General features: G+C 43.8%; 20 protein-coding genes. 18 read left to right on the top strand and 2 right to left on the bottom strand.

Features of this window, described 5'->3' with window-relative positions; all coding sequences use genetic code 11:
• Positions 1-85: 85 nt before the first annotated feature.
• From infA to ED312_RS12790, 15 genes are all read left to right on the top strand, one after another.
• Positions 86-301 (top strand): translation initiation factor IF-1, encoded by a 216-nt coding sequence (infA, locus tag ED312_RS12860; RefSeq protein ID WP_123216423.1) that lies wholly within the window; start codon positions 86-88, stop codon positions 299-301.
• Between the two features lie 55 nt (positions 302-356).
• Complete coding sequence (ykgO, locus tag ED312_RS12855) at positions 357-473, top strand: type B 50S ribosomal protein L36 (protein WP_112369842.1); 117 nt, start codon at positions 357-359, stop codon at positions 471-473.
• Positions 474-475: 2 nt separating this feature from the next.
• Complete coding sequence (gene rpsM, locus ED312_RS12850) at positions 476-850, top strand: 30S ribosomal protein S13 (protein WP_123216422.1); 375 nt, start codon at positions 476-478, stop codon at positions 848-850.
• 13 nt (positions 851-863) lie between these two features.
• On the top strand, positions 864-1,256 hold the full coding sequence (gene rpsK / locus ED312_RS12845; protein ID WP_123216421.1) for a 30S ribosomal protein S11: 393 nt from the start codon (positions 864-866) through the stop codon (positions 1,254-1,256).
• Positions 1,257-1,345: 89 nt separating this feature from the next.
• Positions 1,346-1,951, top strand: coding sequence for a 30S ribosomal protein S4 (gene rpsD / locus ED312_RS12840; RefSeq protein ID WP_123216420.1), 606 nt, complete (start codon positions 1,346-1,348; stop codon positions 1,949-1,951).
• Positions 1,952-1,972: 21 nt separating this feature from the next.
• Entirely contained in the window at positions 1,973-2,965 is a 993-nt protein-coding gene (locus ED312_RS12835; protein ID WP_123216419.1) for a DNA-directed RNA polymerase subunit alpha, read from the top strand.
• A 71-nt stretch (positions 2,966-3,036) separates the two neighbouring features.
• Complete coding sequence (gene rplQ / locus ED312_RS12830) at positions 3,037-3,609, top strand: 50S ribosomal protein L17 (protein ID WP_123216418.1); 573 nt, start codon at positions 3,037-3,039, stop codon at positions 3,607-3,609.
• A gap of 194 nt (positions 3,610-3,803) precedes the next feature.
• Complete coding sequence (gene carA / locus ED312_RS12825; protein WP_123216417.1) at positions 3,804-4,922, top strand: glutamine-hydrolyzing carbamoyl-phosphate synthase small subunit; 1,119 nt, start codon at positions 3,804-3,806, stop codon at positions 4,920-4,922.
• 58 nt (positions 4,923-4,980) lie between these two features.
• Complete coding sequence (gene eno / locus ED312_RS12820; RefSeq protein ID WP_123216416.1) at positions 4,981-6,270, top strand: phosphopyruvate hydratase; 1,290 nt, start codon at positions 4,981-4,983, stop codon at positions 6,268-6,270.
• A 370-nt stretch (positions 6,271-6,640) separates the two neighbouring features.
• Positions 6,641-7,924, top strand: a complete 1,284-nt coding sequence (locus ED312_RS12815; protein ID WP_123216415.1) for a citrate synthase — start codon at positions 6,641-6,643, stop codon at positions 7,922-7,924.
• 112 nt (positions 7,925-8,036) lie between these two features.
• A complete protein-coding gene (locus ED312_RS12810; protein WP_123216414.1) occupies positions 8,037-8,951 on the top strand; it encodes a dimethylarginine dimethylaminohydrolase family protein in 915 nt (304 codons plus the stop codon).
• Between the two features lie 2 nt (positions 8,952-8,953).
• The gene (gene ctlX, locus ED312_RS12805; RefSeq protein ID WP_123216413.1) at positions 8,954-9,904 is read left to right on the top strand and encodes a citrulline utilization hydrolase CtlX; all 951 of its coding nucleotides are present in this window, start codon (positions 8,954-8,956) and stop codon (positions 9,902-9,904) included.
• Positions 9,905-9,973: 69 nt separating this feature from the next.
• Positions 9,974-10,390, top strand: coding sequence for an RrF2 family transcriptional regulator (locus ED312_RS12800; protein WP_123216412.1), 417 nt, complete (start codon positions 9,974-9,976; stop codon positions 10,388-10,390).
• 70 nt (positions 10,391-10,460) lie between these two features.
• Positions 10,461-10,700: a DUF2061 domain-containing protein gene (locus tag ED312_RS12795; protein WP_123216447.1), complete on the top strand. Its 240-nt coding sequence runs from the start codon at positions 10,461-10,463 to the stop codon at positions 10,698-10,700.
• Positions 10,701-10,702: 2 nt separating this feature from the next.
• Positions 10,703-11,332 (top strand): phosphoadenosine phosphosulfate reductase domain-containing protein, encoded by a 630-nt coding sequence (locus tag ED312_RS12790; protein ID WP_394342863.1) that lies wholly within the window; start codon positions 10,703-10,705, stop codon positions 11,330-11,332.
• Between the two features lie 233 nt (positions 11,333-11,565).
• Here ED312_RS12790 and ED312_RS12785 read toward each other — a convergent pair whose 3' ends face one another.
• Entirely contained in the window at positions 11,566-11,994 is a 429-nt protein-coding gene (locus tag ED312_RS12785; RefSeq protein WP_123216410.1) for a hypothetical protein, read from the bottom strand.
• A 256-nt stretch (positions 11,995-12,250) separates the two neighbouring features.
• On the opposite strand from ED312_RS12785, the gene argS reads away from it, so the two are divergent.
• On the top strand, positions 12,251-14,032 hold the full coding sequence (argS, locus tag ED312_RS12775; protein WP_123216408.1) for an arginine--tRNA ligase: 1,782 nt from the start codon (positions 12,251-12,253) through the stop codon (positions 14,030-14,032).
• Between the two features lie 175 nt (positions 14,033-14,207).
• On the opposite strand, the gene ED312_RS12770 is transcribed toward argS, so the two are convergent.
• Entirely contained in the window at positions 14,208-15,119 is a 912-nt protein-coding gene (locus tag ED312_RS12770) for a DUF6607 family protein (RefSeq protein ID WP_394342864.1), read from the bottom strand.
• Between the two features lie 156 nt (positions 15,120-15,275).
• On the opposite strand from ED312_RS12770, the gene ED312_RS12765 reads away from it, so the two are divergent.
• Together ED312_RS12765 and ED312_RS12760 are read left to right on the top strand one after the other, a co-directional pair.
• A complete protein-coding gene (locus tag ED312_RS12765; RefSeq protein WP_123216406.1) occupies positions 15,276-15,722 on the top strand; it encodes a DoxX family membrane protein in 447 nt (148 codons plus the stop codon).
• Positions 15,723-15,761: 39 nt separating this feature from the next.
• Complete coding sequence (locus ED312_RS12760; RefSeq protein ID WP_123216405.1) at positions 15,762-17,918, top strand: TonB-dependent receptor plug domain-containing protein; 2,157 nt, start codon at positions 15,762-15,764, stop codon at positions 17,916-17,918.
• The last annotated feature ends 7 nt before the right edge of the window (positions 17,919-17,925 follow it).

Raw genomic sequence — 17,925 nt, 5'->3', positions numbered from 1 at the left:
CTTTATGGGTTGGGAATATCGACGACATCATAAATCATAAACCTATCTGCCGCACAGGCAGGTCAAAAAATTGAGAAGTATATAAATGGCTAAACAAGCAGCAATAGAGCAAGACGGAACGATAATCGAAGCATTGTCCAATGCAATGTTTCGGGTAGAACTGGAAAACGGTCATGTGGTTACTGCTCATATATCCGGTAAAATGCGTATGCATTATATAAAACTGTTGCCTGGCGATAAGGTAAAACTGGAGATGAGTCCTTATGACCTTTCAAAAGCAAGAATCACTTATAGATATTAAATGGTTCGGACCTCAAAGTTAAACTTGGACCTTGAACCTTGAACATTGAATTATCATGAAAGTAAGAGCATCATTAAAGAAGAGAAGTCCCGAGTGCAAGATTGTGCGTCGTAAGGGGAAATTGTACGTAATTAATAAAAAGAATCCTAGATTTAAACAAAGACAAGGGTAATTATGGCAAGAATCGCAGGAGTTGATATACCAAAACACAAAAGAGGGGTTATTTCGTTAACCTATATTTTTGGTATTGGAAAAAGCAGGGCCAAAGAAATTTTGGCTAAAGCGGAAGTAAATGAAGATACCAAAGTGTCTGAATGGACCGATGACGAAATTAACCGTATCCGTGAAGCCGTAGGTGCTTTCAAGATTGAAGGAGAGTTGCGTTCTGAAGTGCAGATTCACATCAAGCGATTGATGGATATCGGATGTTACAGAGGTATCCGTCACAGGATTGGTTTACCGCTGAGAGGACAGAGGACCAAGAATAATTCCAGGACTAGAAAAGGTAAACGAAAAACTGTTGCCAACAAGAAGAAAGCAACTAAATAATACGTAGGGTAATATGGCAAAGTCAAATACAAAAACTTCTAAAAAACGCAAGGTCGTTGTAGAATCTGTAGGTGAGGCGCATATTTCTGCATCATTCAACAATATCATCATATCTCTGACCAATAAAAAAGGAGACGTGGTGTCATGGTCATCTGCCGGGAAAATGGGTTTTAGGGGATCTAAGAAAAATACGCCCTATGCCGCCCAGGTAGCTGCGGAAGATGCTGCTAAAATAGCGCAGGAAGCCGGTCTGAGGAAGGTAAAAGTTTATGTGAAAGGACCGGGTAACGGAAGAGAATCAGCTATCCGTACCATTCACAATGCAGGTATAGAAGTAACAGAAATCATTGATGTTACTCCGTTACCTCACAACGGATGTCGTCCGCCGAAAAGAAGAAGAGTTTAAGTAATTTAATCAGTTATACAACGGGGATAGTTAACGATTATCGAAGGATAAGCCTTAATTCATAATCATCCTCAAAAATATTTAAAAACATGGCAAGATATACAGGTCCAAAAACGAAGATCGCAAGAAAATTCGGAGAGCCGATCTTTGGAGACGACAAATCTTTTGAAAAGAAAAATTACCCTCCTGGACAACACGGTAACAACCGCAGGAGAGGGAAAAAATCAGAATATGCTATCCAGTTAATGGAGAAGCAAAAAGCAAAATATACTTACGGAATCCTCGAAAAACAATTCAGGAACCTGTTTGAAAAGGCTAACCGAAGCAAAGGGGTTACCGGTGAGGTATTACTGCAATTATGTGAGTCCCGTCTGGACAATGTGGTCTACAGGATGGGAGTTGCACCTTCCAGAAGGGGGGCAAGACAATTGGTGTCACACCGTCATATTACCGTAAACGGGGAAATCGTAAATATTCCTTCTTATACTTTAAAACCCGGCGATGTTGTTGGAGTTCGTGAAAAGTCAAAATCTCTTGAAGTTATAGAGAATTCCCTGGCAAACAACTCCAGCGTGTATGAATGGATTACCTGGAATACAGAGAAAAAAGAAGGTTCTTTCGTAGCCGTTCCGGAAAGAATACAAATTCCGGAAAACATCAAAGAACAATTAATCGTCGAGTTATACTCTAAATAATAATCAGACAGCTGTCGTATTATGGCAATATTTAATTTTCAAAAGCCCGATAAAGTTATAATGATCGATTCTTCCGATTTCGAAGGGAAATTTGAATTTCGTCCTTTGGAACCCGGATACGGATTGACCGTTGGTAACGCATTGCGAAGAGTCTTGCTGGCTTCTTTGGACGGTTTTGCTATTACATCGGTAAAAATAGATAGTGTGGAACATGAATTTTCCACTATATCCGGTGTGGTAGAAGACGTTACGGAAATCATCCTCAATCTGAAGCAGATTTGTTTTAAAAGACAGATAGAAGATGTGGATAACGAGACGGTTTCTGTTTCCGTTACCGGTAAGGAGCAGTTGACAGCAGGAGACTTTCAGAAATTCATTTCCGGTTTTCAGGTGCTGAACCCGGATCTGGTAATCTGTAATATGGAGCCAAGTGTTAACATCAACCTGGAGCTCACCATAGAAAAAGGAAGGGGGTATGTTCCTGCTGAAGAAAACAAAAAGCCCAACGCTCCTATAGGAACTATTTTTACGGATTCTATCTTTACTCCGATAAAGAACGTAAAATATAGTATAGAGAACTATCGTGTGGAACAGAAGACTGATTATGAAAAACTGGTTTTTGAAATTATCACCGACGGTTCCATTCATCCTAAAGATGCCCTTACCGAAGCGGCCAAAATACTGATCCATCACTTTATGTTGTTCTCCGATGAGAGGATAACACTCGAAGCCGATGAGATTGCACAGACAGAAACTTATGATGAGGAATCCCTGCACATGAGGCAATTGCTGAAAACCAAACTGGTGGACATGGACCTGTCCGTACGTGCATTGAACTGTCTGAAAGCCGCAGAGGTGGATACCCTGGGAGACCTGGTGTCCTTTAACAAGAACGATTTAATGAAATTCCGAAACTTCGGTAAAAAGTCCCTGACTGAACTGGAAGAACTGGTAAGCGTGAAAGGACTGAGCTTCGGGATGGATTTGTCAAAATATAAATTAGATAAAGATTAATCTTTTCCTTTTTCGAATGTATTCCCCGTCAGGGGAGTACATTTTCGGAAAAGAACAATTAGGGAATTAAGATGAGACACGGAAAGAAAATAAACCACTTAGGGAGGAAATCAGCACACCGGAAGGCTATGTTGGCAAATATGGCGTGCTCTTTAATAGAACACAAGCGTATTAACACAACAGTAGCAAAGGCTAAAGCTCTGAAGCAATTTATCGAGCCTTTGGTAACCAAGTCCAAAGAAGATACTACCCATAACCGGAGAGTAGTTTTCAGCAAGCTGAGAAATAAATATGCCGTAACCGAGCTCTTCAGGGATGTGGCTGTTAAAGTTGCGGATCGTCCCGGAGGATACACCAGGATTATTAAGCTGGGTAATCGTTTAGGTGATAACGCAGATATGGCCCTTATTGAACTTGTAGATTACAACGAAACTTACGAAACAGGTAAAGGAGCCAAGAAGAAGTCTACCAGAAGGGGACGAAGCAAAAAATCTCAGGAGGAAACTGCAAAAGCCGAAACTGCCGTAAAGGAAGAAAAAGCTACTGAAGAAAAGAAAGCAGAGGCCCCTAAGAAAGAACCTAAGGCAGAAAAAGCCGATAAAGCCGCGGAAGGAGAAGATAAAAAACCTTCGTCGGAGGAATAACAAATGATAACGAAATCATTACATATCAAAAGGATAAACATTTTAGTTTATCCTTTTTTTTATGTTATTTTGTAAAACTTTTTAAAGTTCTTCGGAATGTCCGGAACAGATGGTCTGAATAATTCTGTAATACCAGGTAAGGCCTGAGATCAAAAGGACTCCGGAAGAATTTTTATAAAAATACTTATCCGTACATGAAGTATCAATCAAGAAAGAAAGCGGTCATTATCCTTGCGGATGGGACCATTTTTTATGGAAAAGCAGTAGGTAAAGAAGGAACTGCCTTCGGTGAAGTGTGTTTTAATACCGGGATGACCGGTTATCAGGAGATCTTTACGGACCCCTCCTATTTCGGTCAGATCATGGTAACCACAAATGCACACATCGGTAACTATGGCGTTAACGAGGAAGAGGTAGAATCGGATTCGGTTAAAATAGCAGGACTTGTTTGCAAGAACTTCAGTTACGATTACTCACGGGTGGATGCCAAAGGTTCCCTGAAAGAGTTTCTGGAAGAAAATAACCTGTTCGCTATTTCCGATGTGGATACAAGGGCTTTGGTGAGTTACATCAGGGACCATGGCGCCATGAATGCCGTAATTTCCACGGAGATAGAAAAAATTGACGAATTGAAAGCACAGCTGGCAGAGGTTCCCGATATGGAGGGACTGGAATTATCCTCGAAAGTGTCCACAAAAGAACCTTACTACTTCGGTAATCCGGATGCTACATACAAAATTGCAGCACTGGACCTGGGGATCAAAAAGAACATTCTGAGAAACCTTGCGGCAAGAGATGCTTATGTTAAAGTTTTTCCTTACGATACCGGCTTTGAGGAATTACAGGCATGGAATCCGGACGGTTATTTCCTGTCCAATGGCCCGGGAGACCCCGAACCGCTGGATAGTGCCATTGCAGTAGCAAAAAGGATAATCGACGAGGACCTTCCTCTTTTCGGTATTTGCCTCGGGCATCAGATCATAGCCCTGTCCCAGGGTATATCCACATACAAAATGCACAATGGGCACAGAGGGATCAATCACCCCGTAAAAAATGAGATATCCGGTAAAGGAGAGATAACGTCGCAGAACCACGGGTTTGCGGTAAACCGGGAAGAAGTAGAGAACCATCCGGAAGTGGAAATCACACACCTGCATCTGAACGACAATACCGTTGCAGGTATCCGTATCAAAGGGAAGAACTGCTTTTCTGTTCAATATCACCCGGAAGCCAGTCCCGGACCTCACGATGCCTCTTACCTTTTTGATCAGTTCATAGAAATGATCGCCAAAAGGCCAATAGTAAACAGTTAGTGTAATAATATTCAGCCATAACAAACGAAAAAGAAAAAGAATATAACAAAGTAATATTATGAGTATAATTATTAGTGTTCACGCAAGGCAGATTTTAGATTCGAGAGGTAACCCTACCGTAGAAGTAGATATAGTTACCGAAAGTGGAATCCTGGGAAGGGCAGCAGTACCTTCGGGAGCGTCTACGGGAGAGCACGAAGCCGTTGAACTTAGAGACGGAGGTTCTTCTTATATGGGCAAGGGAGTTTCCAAAGCAGTAGACAATGTAAACAACATCCTTGCAGAAGAGCTTGTAGGGACATCCGTTTTCGAGCAGAACGCTATCGATAAAAAAATGATAGCGCTCGATGGTACACCGAACAAATCCAAGCTGGGCGCTAATGCCATACTCGGGGTTTCCCTGGCCGTAGCGAAAGCTGCAGCAAACGAACTGGGGATGCCTTTGTACCGTTATGTCGGAGGGGTAAGTGCCAATACACTTCCGGTGCCTATGATGAACATTATTAATGGCGGATCTCACTCCGATGCTCCTATTGCCTTCCAGGAGTTCATGATTATGCCAGTAAAAGCCGAAAGCTTTACGCATGCCATGCAGATGGGAACGGAGATATTCCACAATCTCAAAAAAGTATTACACGACAGAGGCCTTAGTACAGCCGTGGGAGATGAAGGCGGTTTTGCACCTACCCTGGATGGTACCGAAGATGCGCTCGAGACTATAATAAAAGCTATTGAAAAGGCAGGCTACAAAGCCGGTGATGAAGTAAAGATCGCCCTGGATTGTGCTTCTGCCGAATTCTATGTAGATGGCAAGTACGACTATACTAAATTCGAAGGAGACAAAGGAAAAGTGAGGACATCGCAGGAGCAGGCGGATTACCTGGCCGAACTGGCAGGTAAATATCCTATCATCTCTATCGAGGACGGTATGGATGAGAACGACTGGGAAGGCTGGAAATACCTTACCGAGAAGATCGGGGACAAAGTTCAGCTGGTAGGAGACGACCTGTTCGTAACGAACGTAGAAAGACTTTCCCGCGGTATAGAGAACGGAATTGCCAATTCTATTCTTATTAAAGTAAACCAGATAGGTACCCTTACCGAAACTATTGCGGCGGTAAACATGGCACATAATGCCGGTTATACTTCCGTAATGTCACACCGTTCCGGAGAAACCGAAGACAATACTATTGCCGATCTTGCCGTGGCACTGAACACAGGTCAGATAAAAACCGGATCTGCTTCCCGAAGTGATCGTATGGCCAAATATAACCAGTTGCTCCGTATAGAAGAAGAACTGGGAGATGTAGCGTATTATCCGAAAGAAAAGGCTTTTAAAGTGAAATAAGTATTTCCGCCCGGAAGTATGACAGATAAGAAAAACCCCGGAAACAGAACGCCCGGGGTTTTTGCTTTTGAAGCTTTTCCCCTTGTTCGGATTTCGGGTTAAACATCGTTCCCTGCGGTTTTTTTGAAATGTGCAGAAGCCGGTCCCGGAGCATACAGAGAATGCGTTATAATTCAAGGCGAACAGCTCGTGCCGTACCGGTACGGAATATCCTTTTTTTGTGTCGTGAAACAAGCAAAAATAGTGGTAATTAACCTTATATTAACACATTATTTTGTATTTTCGCAACTCTCGTCCACATCTCTTGTCCGGGCTTCTGCCGGATTACCGGGATGGGGAAATAAGTGAATCTAAAATCTATAGAATTATTATGTCAAAAATTGCTACCTTAGAGTATAACGGTGAGAAATATGAGTTTCCTGTAACCATAGGAACAGAAGATGAAATAGCGATAGATATCAAGACGCTCCGGGCAAAAAGCGGGATCATAACTCTTGATCCCGGGTATAAGAATACCGGATCTTGTGAGAGTGCTATTACCTATCTGGACGGTGAAAAAGGAATTCTCCGTTACCGGGGTTATACTATCGAAGAACTGGCCGAGAAGGCCGATTTCCTTGAGGTTGCATATCTTTTGATCTTTGGCGAGTTGCCTACAAAAAGTCAACTGGAGAAATTCCACGATGATATAAAAGACCAGGCCGTGGTAGATGAGGAAATGAAGAAAATACTCGACAGCTTTCCGAAATCTGCTCATCCTATGGGAGTCCTGGCGTCTTTAACCAGTGCTCTTATTGCATTTAACCCTTCTTCGGTCAACGTATCTTCTGAGGAGGATATGTATAAGGCCATAGTGAAACTGATGGCGAAATTTCCGGTCCTCGTGGCATGGACACTGCGCAAAAAAGAAGGACTTCCGCTGGACTACGGGGATGATACCCTCGGATACGTAGAAAACATCGCCAAAATGATGTTCAAAAGACCTAACAAGGAATATAAAAGAAATGAGATTGTCATCAATGCCCTGGACAAGTTGCTGATACTTCATGCGGATCATGAGCAAAACTGTTCCACGTCTACGGTCCGGATCGTAGGATCTTCCCATGCAGGTCTGTTTGCCTCGATCTCTGCGGGTATTTCGGCGCTTTGGGGGCCGCTTCACGGCGGCGCTAACCAGGCCGTTATAGAAATGCTCGAAGGCATCAAGGCCGACGGAGGAGATACTAAAAAATATATGGCCAAGGCCAAGGATAAAGAAGACCCTTTCCGACTGATGGGATTTGGTCACAGGGTATATAAGAATTTCGATCCCCGTGCAAGGATTATTAAAAAAGCGGCAGATGAAGTTCTCGGGGACCTCGGCGTTGTAGACCCGGTACTGGATATTGCAAAAGGCCTGGAAAAAGAAGCGTTGGAAGATCCGTATTTCGTCGACAGAAAACTCTATCCGAATGTGGATTTCTACTCCGGAATTATCTACAGGGCACTGGGCATCCCTACGGAAATGTTTACCGTAATGTTCGCTATGGGACGACTTCCCGGATGGATAGCACAATGGAGGGAAATGCGTCTGCGCAATGAACCTATCGGAAGACCGAGACAAGTGTATATCGGGGAAAACCAACGTCCGTTCGAGGATATAGCCAAAAGATAAAATAACAAGCATAAAAGACCGGAAATTTTCTCGATCTTTTTTGGAAAAACAGGCAGGGACGCACGGCTGTGCATCCCTGCTTTTTTTATATTTGTAACAAATCATCACCTTTATGTTGAAGCTGAATGTAAAAGACGAGACCTCCAGGTTAAGGGCATTGGTACTCGGGACAGCAAAAAGTAACGGCCCCGTGCCCGGACCCGAAGAAGCCTATGATCCTAAATCACTGGAACATATTCTGGCCGGGACCTATCCGAAGGAAGAAGATATGGTAACAGAGATAGAAGCCTTTGCCAGTGTGTTGAACAAATATGATATACAGGTTTTCCGCCCTGAAATTATAACAGACTGTAACCAGATTTTTGCCAGGGATATCGCTTTTGTGATCGATGACCTGTTTATAAAATCCAATATCCTGCCCGACAGGGAAAAGGAACTGAAAGCCATTCAGTATGTCATGGATGAGATACCCCCGGGGAAGATCATCACACCGCCCGAAGAAGCACATATAGAGGGCGGAGATGTTATGCTGTGGAACGACCATATTTTTGTGGGGACCTATAAGGGCGATGATTATCCTGACCAGATAACGGCAAGGACCAATATGCATGGTGTCGGGTTTATCCGCGATATGTTCCCGAACAAGAAAGTAAAAGAGTTTGACCTGGTGAAATCAAAGACCGATGCCAGGGATAATGCCCTGCACCTGGATTGTTGTTTCCAGCCCGTAGGAAAAGACAGGGGGATCATTTACAAAGGAGGTTTCCGGGTGCAGGAAGATTATGAATATCTGCTGGGCCTTTTCGGAAAAGACAACCTGTTTCACATTACCAGGGATGAAATGTATTATATGTTCTCCAACGTATTTTCAATAGATACCAATGTAGTGGTTTCCGAACGTAATTTTACACGTCTGAACAACTGGCTCAGGGAGAACGGATTTGTAGTGGAAGAAGTAGCCTATGCCGAAATAGCCAAACAGGAAGGGTTATTTCGTTGCTCAACAATGCCATTAACCAGGGATTAACTATGGAAAGACAGATAACCGATACCATTCTGATGATCCGTCCGGTGAATTTCCGGATGAACGAACAGACCGCAGTAAACAATTATTACCAGAAAGTCCTGGATAACCTGCTTCCGGAAACGGTTCAGGCAAAGGCTTTGCAGGAATTCGATACTTTTGTGGAAGAACTTAGGGCGGCAGGGATCTCCGTTATCGTTGTGGAAGATACCCGCGAACCGGACACGCCGGATTCCATTTTTCCCAATAACTGGATATCCTTCCATGCCGAGGCTACTGTGGCCCTGTACCCCATGTTTGCCGAAAACCGAAGAGCGGAGCGCCGCGAAGAAGTACTCGATGTCGTAGAAGAACAGGGGTTCCGTATAGAAACGATTGTCGATTATACCGAGGCCGAAGAAGATGAGGTTTTCCTGGAGGGGACCGGAAGTATGGTGCTGGACCGGGTAAACCGTAAAGCTTACTGTGCATTATCCCCCCGTGCAAATGAAGAACTGTTTATCGAATTTTGTGAAAATTTCGAATATACACCGGTCATTTTCACCGCTTATCAGACAGTGGAAGGCAAGCGGAGGGTAATATATCACACTAACGTAATGATGTGTATTGCCGAGGATTTTGCCGTCATTTGCCTGGATTCCCTCGATGACAAAAAAGAGCGCAGGAATGTAGTAAACCATCTTAAGGAAGACGGAAAGGAAATTATCAGTATCACGGAAGATCAGGTCAATAATTTTGCAGGTAATATGCTGCAGGTAGCGGGACAGGATGGTACGAAATATCTCGTTATGAGTACTGCTGCCCGCAATAGCCTGACACCCGGACAAAAAGCGGCCATAGAAAAGCATTGCAGGATATTGTCATCTTCGCTGGATGTTATAGAAGCCTGCGGGGGTGGGAGCGCGAGATGTATGATGGCCGAGGTGTTCCTGGAAAAAGGACAGACCGAAAAATAATTGTTATATTAGAGCAGAACTTACTTCCGGGACCCGCTTCCGGAAGTACAGTTAAGGGCAAGTTAAGATATGTTATCAAAAAAGACCAAATACGGGCTGAAGGCCCTGGTTTATATGGCCAGGAGGGAAGATAGCAAACCGGTATTGATATCGGAAATTGCGGAAAGTGAAAATATTTCCAAAAAATTCCTGGAAATCATATTACTACAATTAAAAAATTCCGGCTTTCTCGGTTCCAAAAAAGGGAAGGGCGGAGGGTACTACCTGTTGAAAGATCCCGAACAGATAACTATTGCCGCCCTGATGCGTATACTGGAGGGACCCATTGCGCCGTTGCCATGCGTCAGCCTGCATTTCTATGAAAAGTGCAGTGATTGCAAAACAGAGGAAGCATGCTCTCTGAACCGGGTTATGGTAGAACTCAGGGACAGCATGCTCAGCGTGTTGGAAAAGAAGACCCTGGCAGACCTTTCGGCCGAAAGTTGAAAAAAAAAATCTTTTTAAACTCTAGTAAATCGATAGATTAATAGTATATTTGTATCCTATTACCGTTATTATGATACTCGATTTGCTAAAAACACAGAAATTAAAACCGGCATCGGACAGTCACAGGGTGTCTGTTTTAAAGGCTGTTTCATGGCGTCTGGTCGGAACAATAGATACTATGGTTATTTCCTATATCCTTACCGGAGATATTAAGATCGCTCTGGGAATCGGGAGTATAGAAGTCGTTTCCAAAATGGTACTCTATTATTTGCATGAAAGAGCCTGGTTGCGAATCACAAAAAACAAATGATCATGGACTTAAAAAAGATAAACGGATATCTGAAAGACAAATCTCCCGAAGAGATCGTGGAATGGGCGCTGGAAACTGCAAACCGTCCTGTGGTAACCACTAATTTCAGGCCATATGAAGCGGCGATTCTGCACGCCACCACCATAGTGAAAAACGATATCCCCGTGATTTGGTGCGATACGGGGTACAATACTCCGCAGACTTATAAACACGCAGAAAGACTTATAGAAAAACTGGACCTGCGGATTCATTTATTTGTTCCTAAACAAACAGCAGCACATCGCGATGCGGTGATGGGGATACCCGATATAGATTCTCCTTTGCATAAAGAGTTTACGGAACAGGTAAAACTGGAGCCTTTCCGGAGAGCAATGGAAGAGCACCAGCCGGATGTATGGTTTACCAATCTCAGAAAAGGGCAGACAGCATTCCGGGATTCGCTGGACATTGTTACCCTGGGAAATGACGGGGTAATAAAAGTTTCCCCTTTCTTTTACTGGTCGGACGAGCAACTGGATGAATACCTGGAAGAAAACAACCTGGAAAACGAATTCAAGTATTATGACCCTACCAAAGTTCTGGAGAACAGGGAGTGCGGATTGCATATACCCGCACAAAAGCAGGCGGTATAAAAGAAGCCATAATAAGTTAATCTTAATATAAAAAAGCCCGGGGGTCTTGTATTCCCGGGCTTTTTGTTTCCTCTGATTTTGAATTTCCCGGAAGATACGGCATAGCGCAGCGGATATTTATACCTGGTTATTAATTTCCGGGAAAGGTCCCCGGGCATGTTGTTTCAAAGCCTGGTTTGAAGATAAACAAGAGTAACAAAAATGACAGGAGTGGTAAACAGGCTCTCCGTTTCTTAGAGATCATCGACAAAAGTCGGATAACTATCCGATTTGGATTTGAGGATTTTTTTGATAAAATCGCGCCCCTCTTCACTTCTGACATCTATTTTTACATGATAATCATCTTTGTGGATAGCGTAAATATTGGTATTGATCTTGTGAATGGAAAGCTTGTGATAGGGAATCACGAGGAGGTACTTGTCCAGGATAGCGTAAAACCGCAGAATAATTCCCCCTGGTCTCAGCTCTATGGTACACGATGTGCTGATCGCCTTGTTTAAGATAAGCAGGTTGTGAAGTTGTACGGAAGACGATACAATATCCATCTTCGGGGAGTGGACTCCCCCGATCTTTACTCTGTCTGCAATAGTACAGGGTTTGCCTACTGCCTTTTCGATTTTTTTCTTGTTTTTGGTGTCATTACAAGAAGCGTAAAGAAGCATGGGAATTTTTTTTATAAAGATACTATTTTTTTGGATATGAGAGGATGACAGGTGAGAGGCGGGATTCAGACGGGATTTTTATTTGTTGTGGTATAATGTCATCGTATAAGAGGTATCTCCCGGTCCATATGAGCCTATTACCTGTTCCACATCTTCTTTCACCTTCTCACCCGCTCTCACTTTCTCACCCTCTCTCACCCGAAAAAGCCAAAGTCTTTTTATCTTTGCACGCCTGTACAGGACAAAAAATATGTAGATGGATATACAAGACCTTATCATTACCAGAGTAAAAGAAGCCGTAAAAAAGATATTTGATACCGAAATTACAACGGTAGAACTACAGCCTACCCGGAAGGATTTTGAAGGAGATATAACTGTAGTTGTTTTCCCTATGCTCCGCCAGGTCAAGGGGAATCCGCAGGCTATCGGGGAACAGATCGGGACATTCCTGGAGGAAAATGTAGAAGAAGTAGCCCGCTTTAATGTGGTTAAAGGTTTTTTGAACCTGGTGATAAGCGACAGGTACTACCTGGATTTCTTTCGGGAGATCAAAGACCGGGAGAATTACGGGTACGTCACCCCCGATCCGGAAGGGAAAGCCGTTTTGGTGGAATATTCTTCTCCCAATACCAACAAACCTCTGCACCTGGGTCATATACGGAACAACCTGCTCGGATATTCGGTAGCGGAGATACTCAAGGCAGCCGGGAAGAAAGTATATAAAACTCAGATAATCAATGACAGGGGGATACATATCTGTAAGTCCATGCTGGCCTGGAAGAAGTTTGGAAATGGTGCTACCCCCGAATCTACCGGGCTGAAGGGAGATAAACTGGTGGGAAATTATTATGTGATTTTCGATAAGGAATATAAAAAGGAAATAGAAACCCTTGTTTCCGAAGGTGTGAACAGGGAAGAGGCGGCCAAAAAAGCACCCCTTTTGCTGGAGGCCCAGGAAATGCTCAGGAAGTGGGAAGCAGGAGACGAAGAAGTGGTCAGTTTGTGGAAGACCATGAACCAATGGGTATATGACGGATTTGAGATTACCTATAAGAATCTGGGCGTAGATTTTGATTCTTACTATTACGAAAGCAATACCTACCTTTTAGGTAAAGATGTCGTGGAAGACGGCCTGGCGCGGGGTGTATTTTACAGAAAGGAGGACGGAAGCGTATGGATAGACCTCACTGATGAAGGCCTGGACGAGAAGATCGTATTGCGGGCAGATGGTACCGCTGTGTACATGACCCAGGATATCGGTACGGCAATCCAGCGGGTAAAAGATTACCCGGATATCGGTGGTATGGTATATACGGTGGGAAATGAGCAGGATTATCACTTTAAGGTGCTCTTCCTTATATTGCAGAAACTTGGCTATGACTGGGCACAGCGCCTGTACCATTTGAGTTATGGCATGGTAGACCTGCCCAGCGGAAAAATGAAGAGCAGGGAAGGGACGGTAGTGGATGCCGATGATCTTATTGTGGAAATGACAGATACCGCCGAAGAAATATCCAGGGAGCTTGGTAAACTGGACGGTTATTCGAAAGAAGAAAAAAAGGAATTGTACCGGATAATCGGTCTCGGGGCCTTGAAGTACTATATTCTGAAAGTAGACCCTAAAAAGCGGATACTTTTCAATCCTGAAGAGTCTGTGGATTTTGCGGGAAATACAGGGCCGTTCATACAGTATACCTATGCGAGGATACAATCCATATTACGAAAGGCGGAAGATACGGACCTGAACCGGGAGACAGGAGAAATTGTACTGCATGAGAAGGAAAAGGAATTACTGAAACTGCTCGAAGCCTTTCCGGAGATCATTAGTAGTGCGGCGGGAAATTACAGCCCGGCGGTGATTGCCAATTATACCTATGACCTCGTGAGGGAATTTAATTCTTTTTATCAGAATGTTTCCATACTGGGAGCAGAAGAAGAGAGCCGTAAAGCATTCCGGGTCTTACTTTCCAAGAAAGTGGGGGAAGTGATAGCGTCCGGTCTGCGTATGTTGGGTATCGATGTGCCGGAAAGGATGTGAGGATGAAGTGGGAAGTACGGAGCATGAAGCGCGAAGTGTGGAGCGTATCTGGTTGAGGAGGTATTAATTTTTTAGTTTCGGACATTCCCGGAGTTATATAGCCCTTCATCAACTCCAAACTAAAAAAACCGCCTTGCTTGGGACAAGACGGTTCATAGTTAACCATAGATGAAAACTAATCCCGATAATTATCGGGGGCAATAAAGGGCACTATTGCATTTTTAATATCCTGGGCAGAAGCATTGGTGTCCATGTCAAACAATACTTCGTATAATCTTTTGTCATTGGCTTTGGGGAGCAGTTTTAAAGTGGTTTTCCTTGCGAAAATCTCATCCCATTCTGCGCGGACTCTGGCCCAGTAATCCTGGTTTTCTTTCCACCATTTTCGGGCAGGTTCGCATTTGGAATCTGCTACTTTTCTGTAGTAATTCATACCTTTTTCCTGTGCAAGGACGGTATCTTCGCCGTTATCATCCCTTATCACCTTATCGTTATCCTGTTCGTGCAGCCAGCCGTAGCCGGTAATTTCCTGGCGGTTGGTCCGCCTGGTTACATTATAATCGTTCCTCTTGGTGTGTTCCCTCCGGGGCAGGGGCGCATCCGTGGTATTTTCCCAGTAATCCTTACCGTCCACATGGACCCACGTTGCCGAACCTTCGTAACGGGGACTGTCATCTACCTGGTATACTTTCTGTGTCCACTGGCCTTTTACATCGGCAGGGTCCAGTTTTGTATAATTCCACTGGTTGTCTTTATAGAAGGTATACAGGTCGGTATTTTCATAAAGCCAGTCCTGCCGCCAGTGTTTGATGATCATAGTGTCATTTACAATAAGAAGATGCTGCAGAACAATCTTATTGTTGTCTTCTTCTACCGGGGTTACCCATTCCAGGGCTCCCGCTTTATAACGATCGTGAAATTCGTAGTCCTTGTCCGGGGCAAAAGTCTCGGCGAAATTAAAGGTTATTTCATAGCATCCGCACATATCTTTGATAGATCGGATATCTTTTTTCTTTGCGGTCTGTGCATGGCTAGAGATAATGACTCCGAATGCTAATAGTGCCTGAAGCAAAACGGCGTTTTTCATCATAATTTGTGGTTTAGTTTAAAATATTACAGATGACTTGTTATCCGGAAATCATCCGGTGATCTGTGGACAAATTTAGTAATTTTATTTAGATTGAATAAAAATAAATTATATATTTGCCTCAAAATTATTGATAATCATTCTAAATAAAAGATAATGGCCGTAAAGATCATCCATATTGTGCTTCGGTTGATACTGGGAGGAATGCTGGCATATGGCGGAATAGCAAAGTTCTCCAGGCCCGTTCCGGAGCCTACCCAAATGATAGAACAGGTCCGGAACGGGGAAGACCTTACTTCGGATATTAAGGTGCTGAAGATCCGGAATTATATTTTCGGGATGAAACAAACCGGGTATTTCTGGCCCTTTCTGGGAGTGGTGGAATTTCTCGCCGGGATATTGCTGCTCAGCCAGGTATTTGGTATTCTGGGGGCTGTAATTGCCTTGCCTGTGACCCTCAATATATTCTTTTTTCACCTTTTCCTGGAGCCGGATCAAATACGGGAGCTATTACAGACCCTGGGACTGCTTGCTATAAATATCTGGCTGATCGTAGCGGCCTATCCGAAATGGAAACAAATTGTGATGGATAAAATATGGTGATAAAGAGAAAGGGATAATAGGATTTACTGTAAAAGGATAATGATTACACATTTACGTCAATACATATTACTGTTTTTCTTCGTGATACCCATACCGTTTTCGGCCCGGGCACAATCGCAACCGGATACTACTTCCGCAAAGCTGACCGAACTCCGAGAGGTTATTGTAACAGACCAGTTTAAGAGAAGGAACATTCCGGGGAAATTATTCCCCGTAAGCCAGATAGACCGCCAAACCATAGACAAGGTTGCCGGCAATAACCTGGCCGATGTACTTCACTACTACTTGAATATTAATGTAATTCCCGATGCGCAGTCCGGAAGGTCTACCGTGAGGATGTTCGGGCTTAGCGGGGATTATGTGAAAATACTGGTAGATAATATTCCGCTGGTAAGTGATAACGGGTACGGAAGCAACATAGACATAACCCAGATCAACCTGGATGATGTGGAACGTATAGAAATCGTGGAAGGGGCAATGGGTGTCCTGTACGGGGATAATGCCGTAGCGGGTGTTATTAATATTATCACCAAAAGGGGAATAGAGGGAAAATGGAAGATACAAACCGCTGTTCAGGAAGAAACGGTAGGAGGGGAATACGACTGGTCCCGCAAGGGGAGGCACATTCAGACCCTGAATATCGGGCATAACCTGACGAACAGACTATATGTTACCGCCGGGTTTAACCGGAATGATTTCCAGGGATTTTTTAATGACTATCGCGGTAAAGACTACTTTAAAGTACAGGGGAACAGCGTCATCAATGACGGGCTGAGGGGGCACGAATGGAACCCCAAAGAGCAAATAAATCTTACGGGAAGTCTTAATTATACGGCCCCGGATTTTAGTTTCTATTATAAATTCGGCTATCTCGATGAGACCCTGGATATATACAACCACGCCGTCAATGCCAGGATAGAAAACAATAATTACAGGATTACTGCCAATGATACCAGGTACAGTTCGTCCCGTTTTTTACACCAGTTTTACGCAGACGGGAAACTGAAATCGATGAATTATACGCTTTCCCTTTCATTTCAGAAACAGGAACGCAATAATATGGCATACATCTATAACATAGGAGAAAAAAGGAAAGAAGAAGTAACCCTTGATATTACCGATCAATCCAGCGACTTACTGTTTTCCAAAGGAACCCTGAGCCGCATTTTTTCCCGATCGGACTTTTTCGACCTGGCTGTCGGGTACGAATTTACCAATCAAAAAGGATATGATGTAACCGCAAGCGGATATTCTGCAGATATCGTAGAGAACAGGCTGGAGAATTACGATGTTTTCGCTTCGGCAGACCTTAATTTCACAGACCGGTTCTCCCTGTATCCCGGGCTCCGCCTCAATAACAGCTCCATGTACGACAATCATTGGATATGGGGACTTACCGCAGCTTTCAAACCAGAGGACGATATAGAATTGAAGGGTGTTTTCGGCTCTGCTTACAAGACGCCTACTTTCAGTCAGCTGTTCTATTACTTCGTGGACGCGAACCACGATGTGCAGGGAAATACCGACCTGAAGCCGGAAGACGGTATATCGGTATTACTTTCCGCAGAGAAAAAGTCCGATCTGAAGAAAGTTAAGCTTGTCAATGGTTTTAAAGGATTTTATTATGATATCAAAGACAAGATAAACCTGGCATTGGTCAGCGGCGATAATTCCGCAGGCAGTTTCCGCTATATGAATCTGGACAAGCACCGGATTTTGGGGGCTTCCCTGGAAAATATGTTGTATTATAAAAATATGCGTGCCGGGCTGGGGCTGAGTTACATCGGAGTATCTCAGGAACTGGGAGGGGAGAATAATGCGCAGGACGATTACCTGTTTACATTTACCGCAAATGCATCGCTGAGTTATACGGTTCCTTCCATACAGACTACGTTTTTTGCCCAGTTAAAATACAACGGTAAAGAGCAGCAGTACGTGCAGCAAACAAACGACTCCGGTGATGCCGTATATGTCAAGGGAAAACAGGATGCCTTTACCTGGCTGGACGCCAGTGTGCGCAGGAACTTTTTCAACAAGCAACTGGAACTCACCGCGGGGGCGAGAAACCTGCTCGATGTGGTTAGTGTAAATACCACCGCAATGGCAGGGTCCGCACATGGTGCTCCTCCCGGCAATATCCTGCTGGGGTACGGAAGGTCTTTTTACCTCAAACTTTTGTTTAATTTTAAATTCTGACCTAAAT

This window comes from Sinomicrobium pectinilyticum (genome assembly GCF_003725735.1).
GTDB classification, from domain to species: Bacteria; Bacteroidota; Bacteroidia; order Flavobacteriales; family Flavobacteriaceae; genus Sinomicrobium; species Sinomicrobium pectinilyticum.
This window is presented reverse-complemented; position numbering and strand designations above follow the sequence as displayed.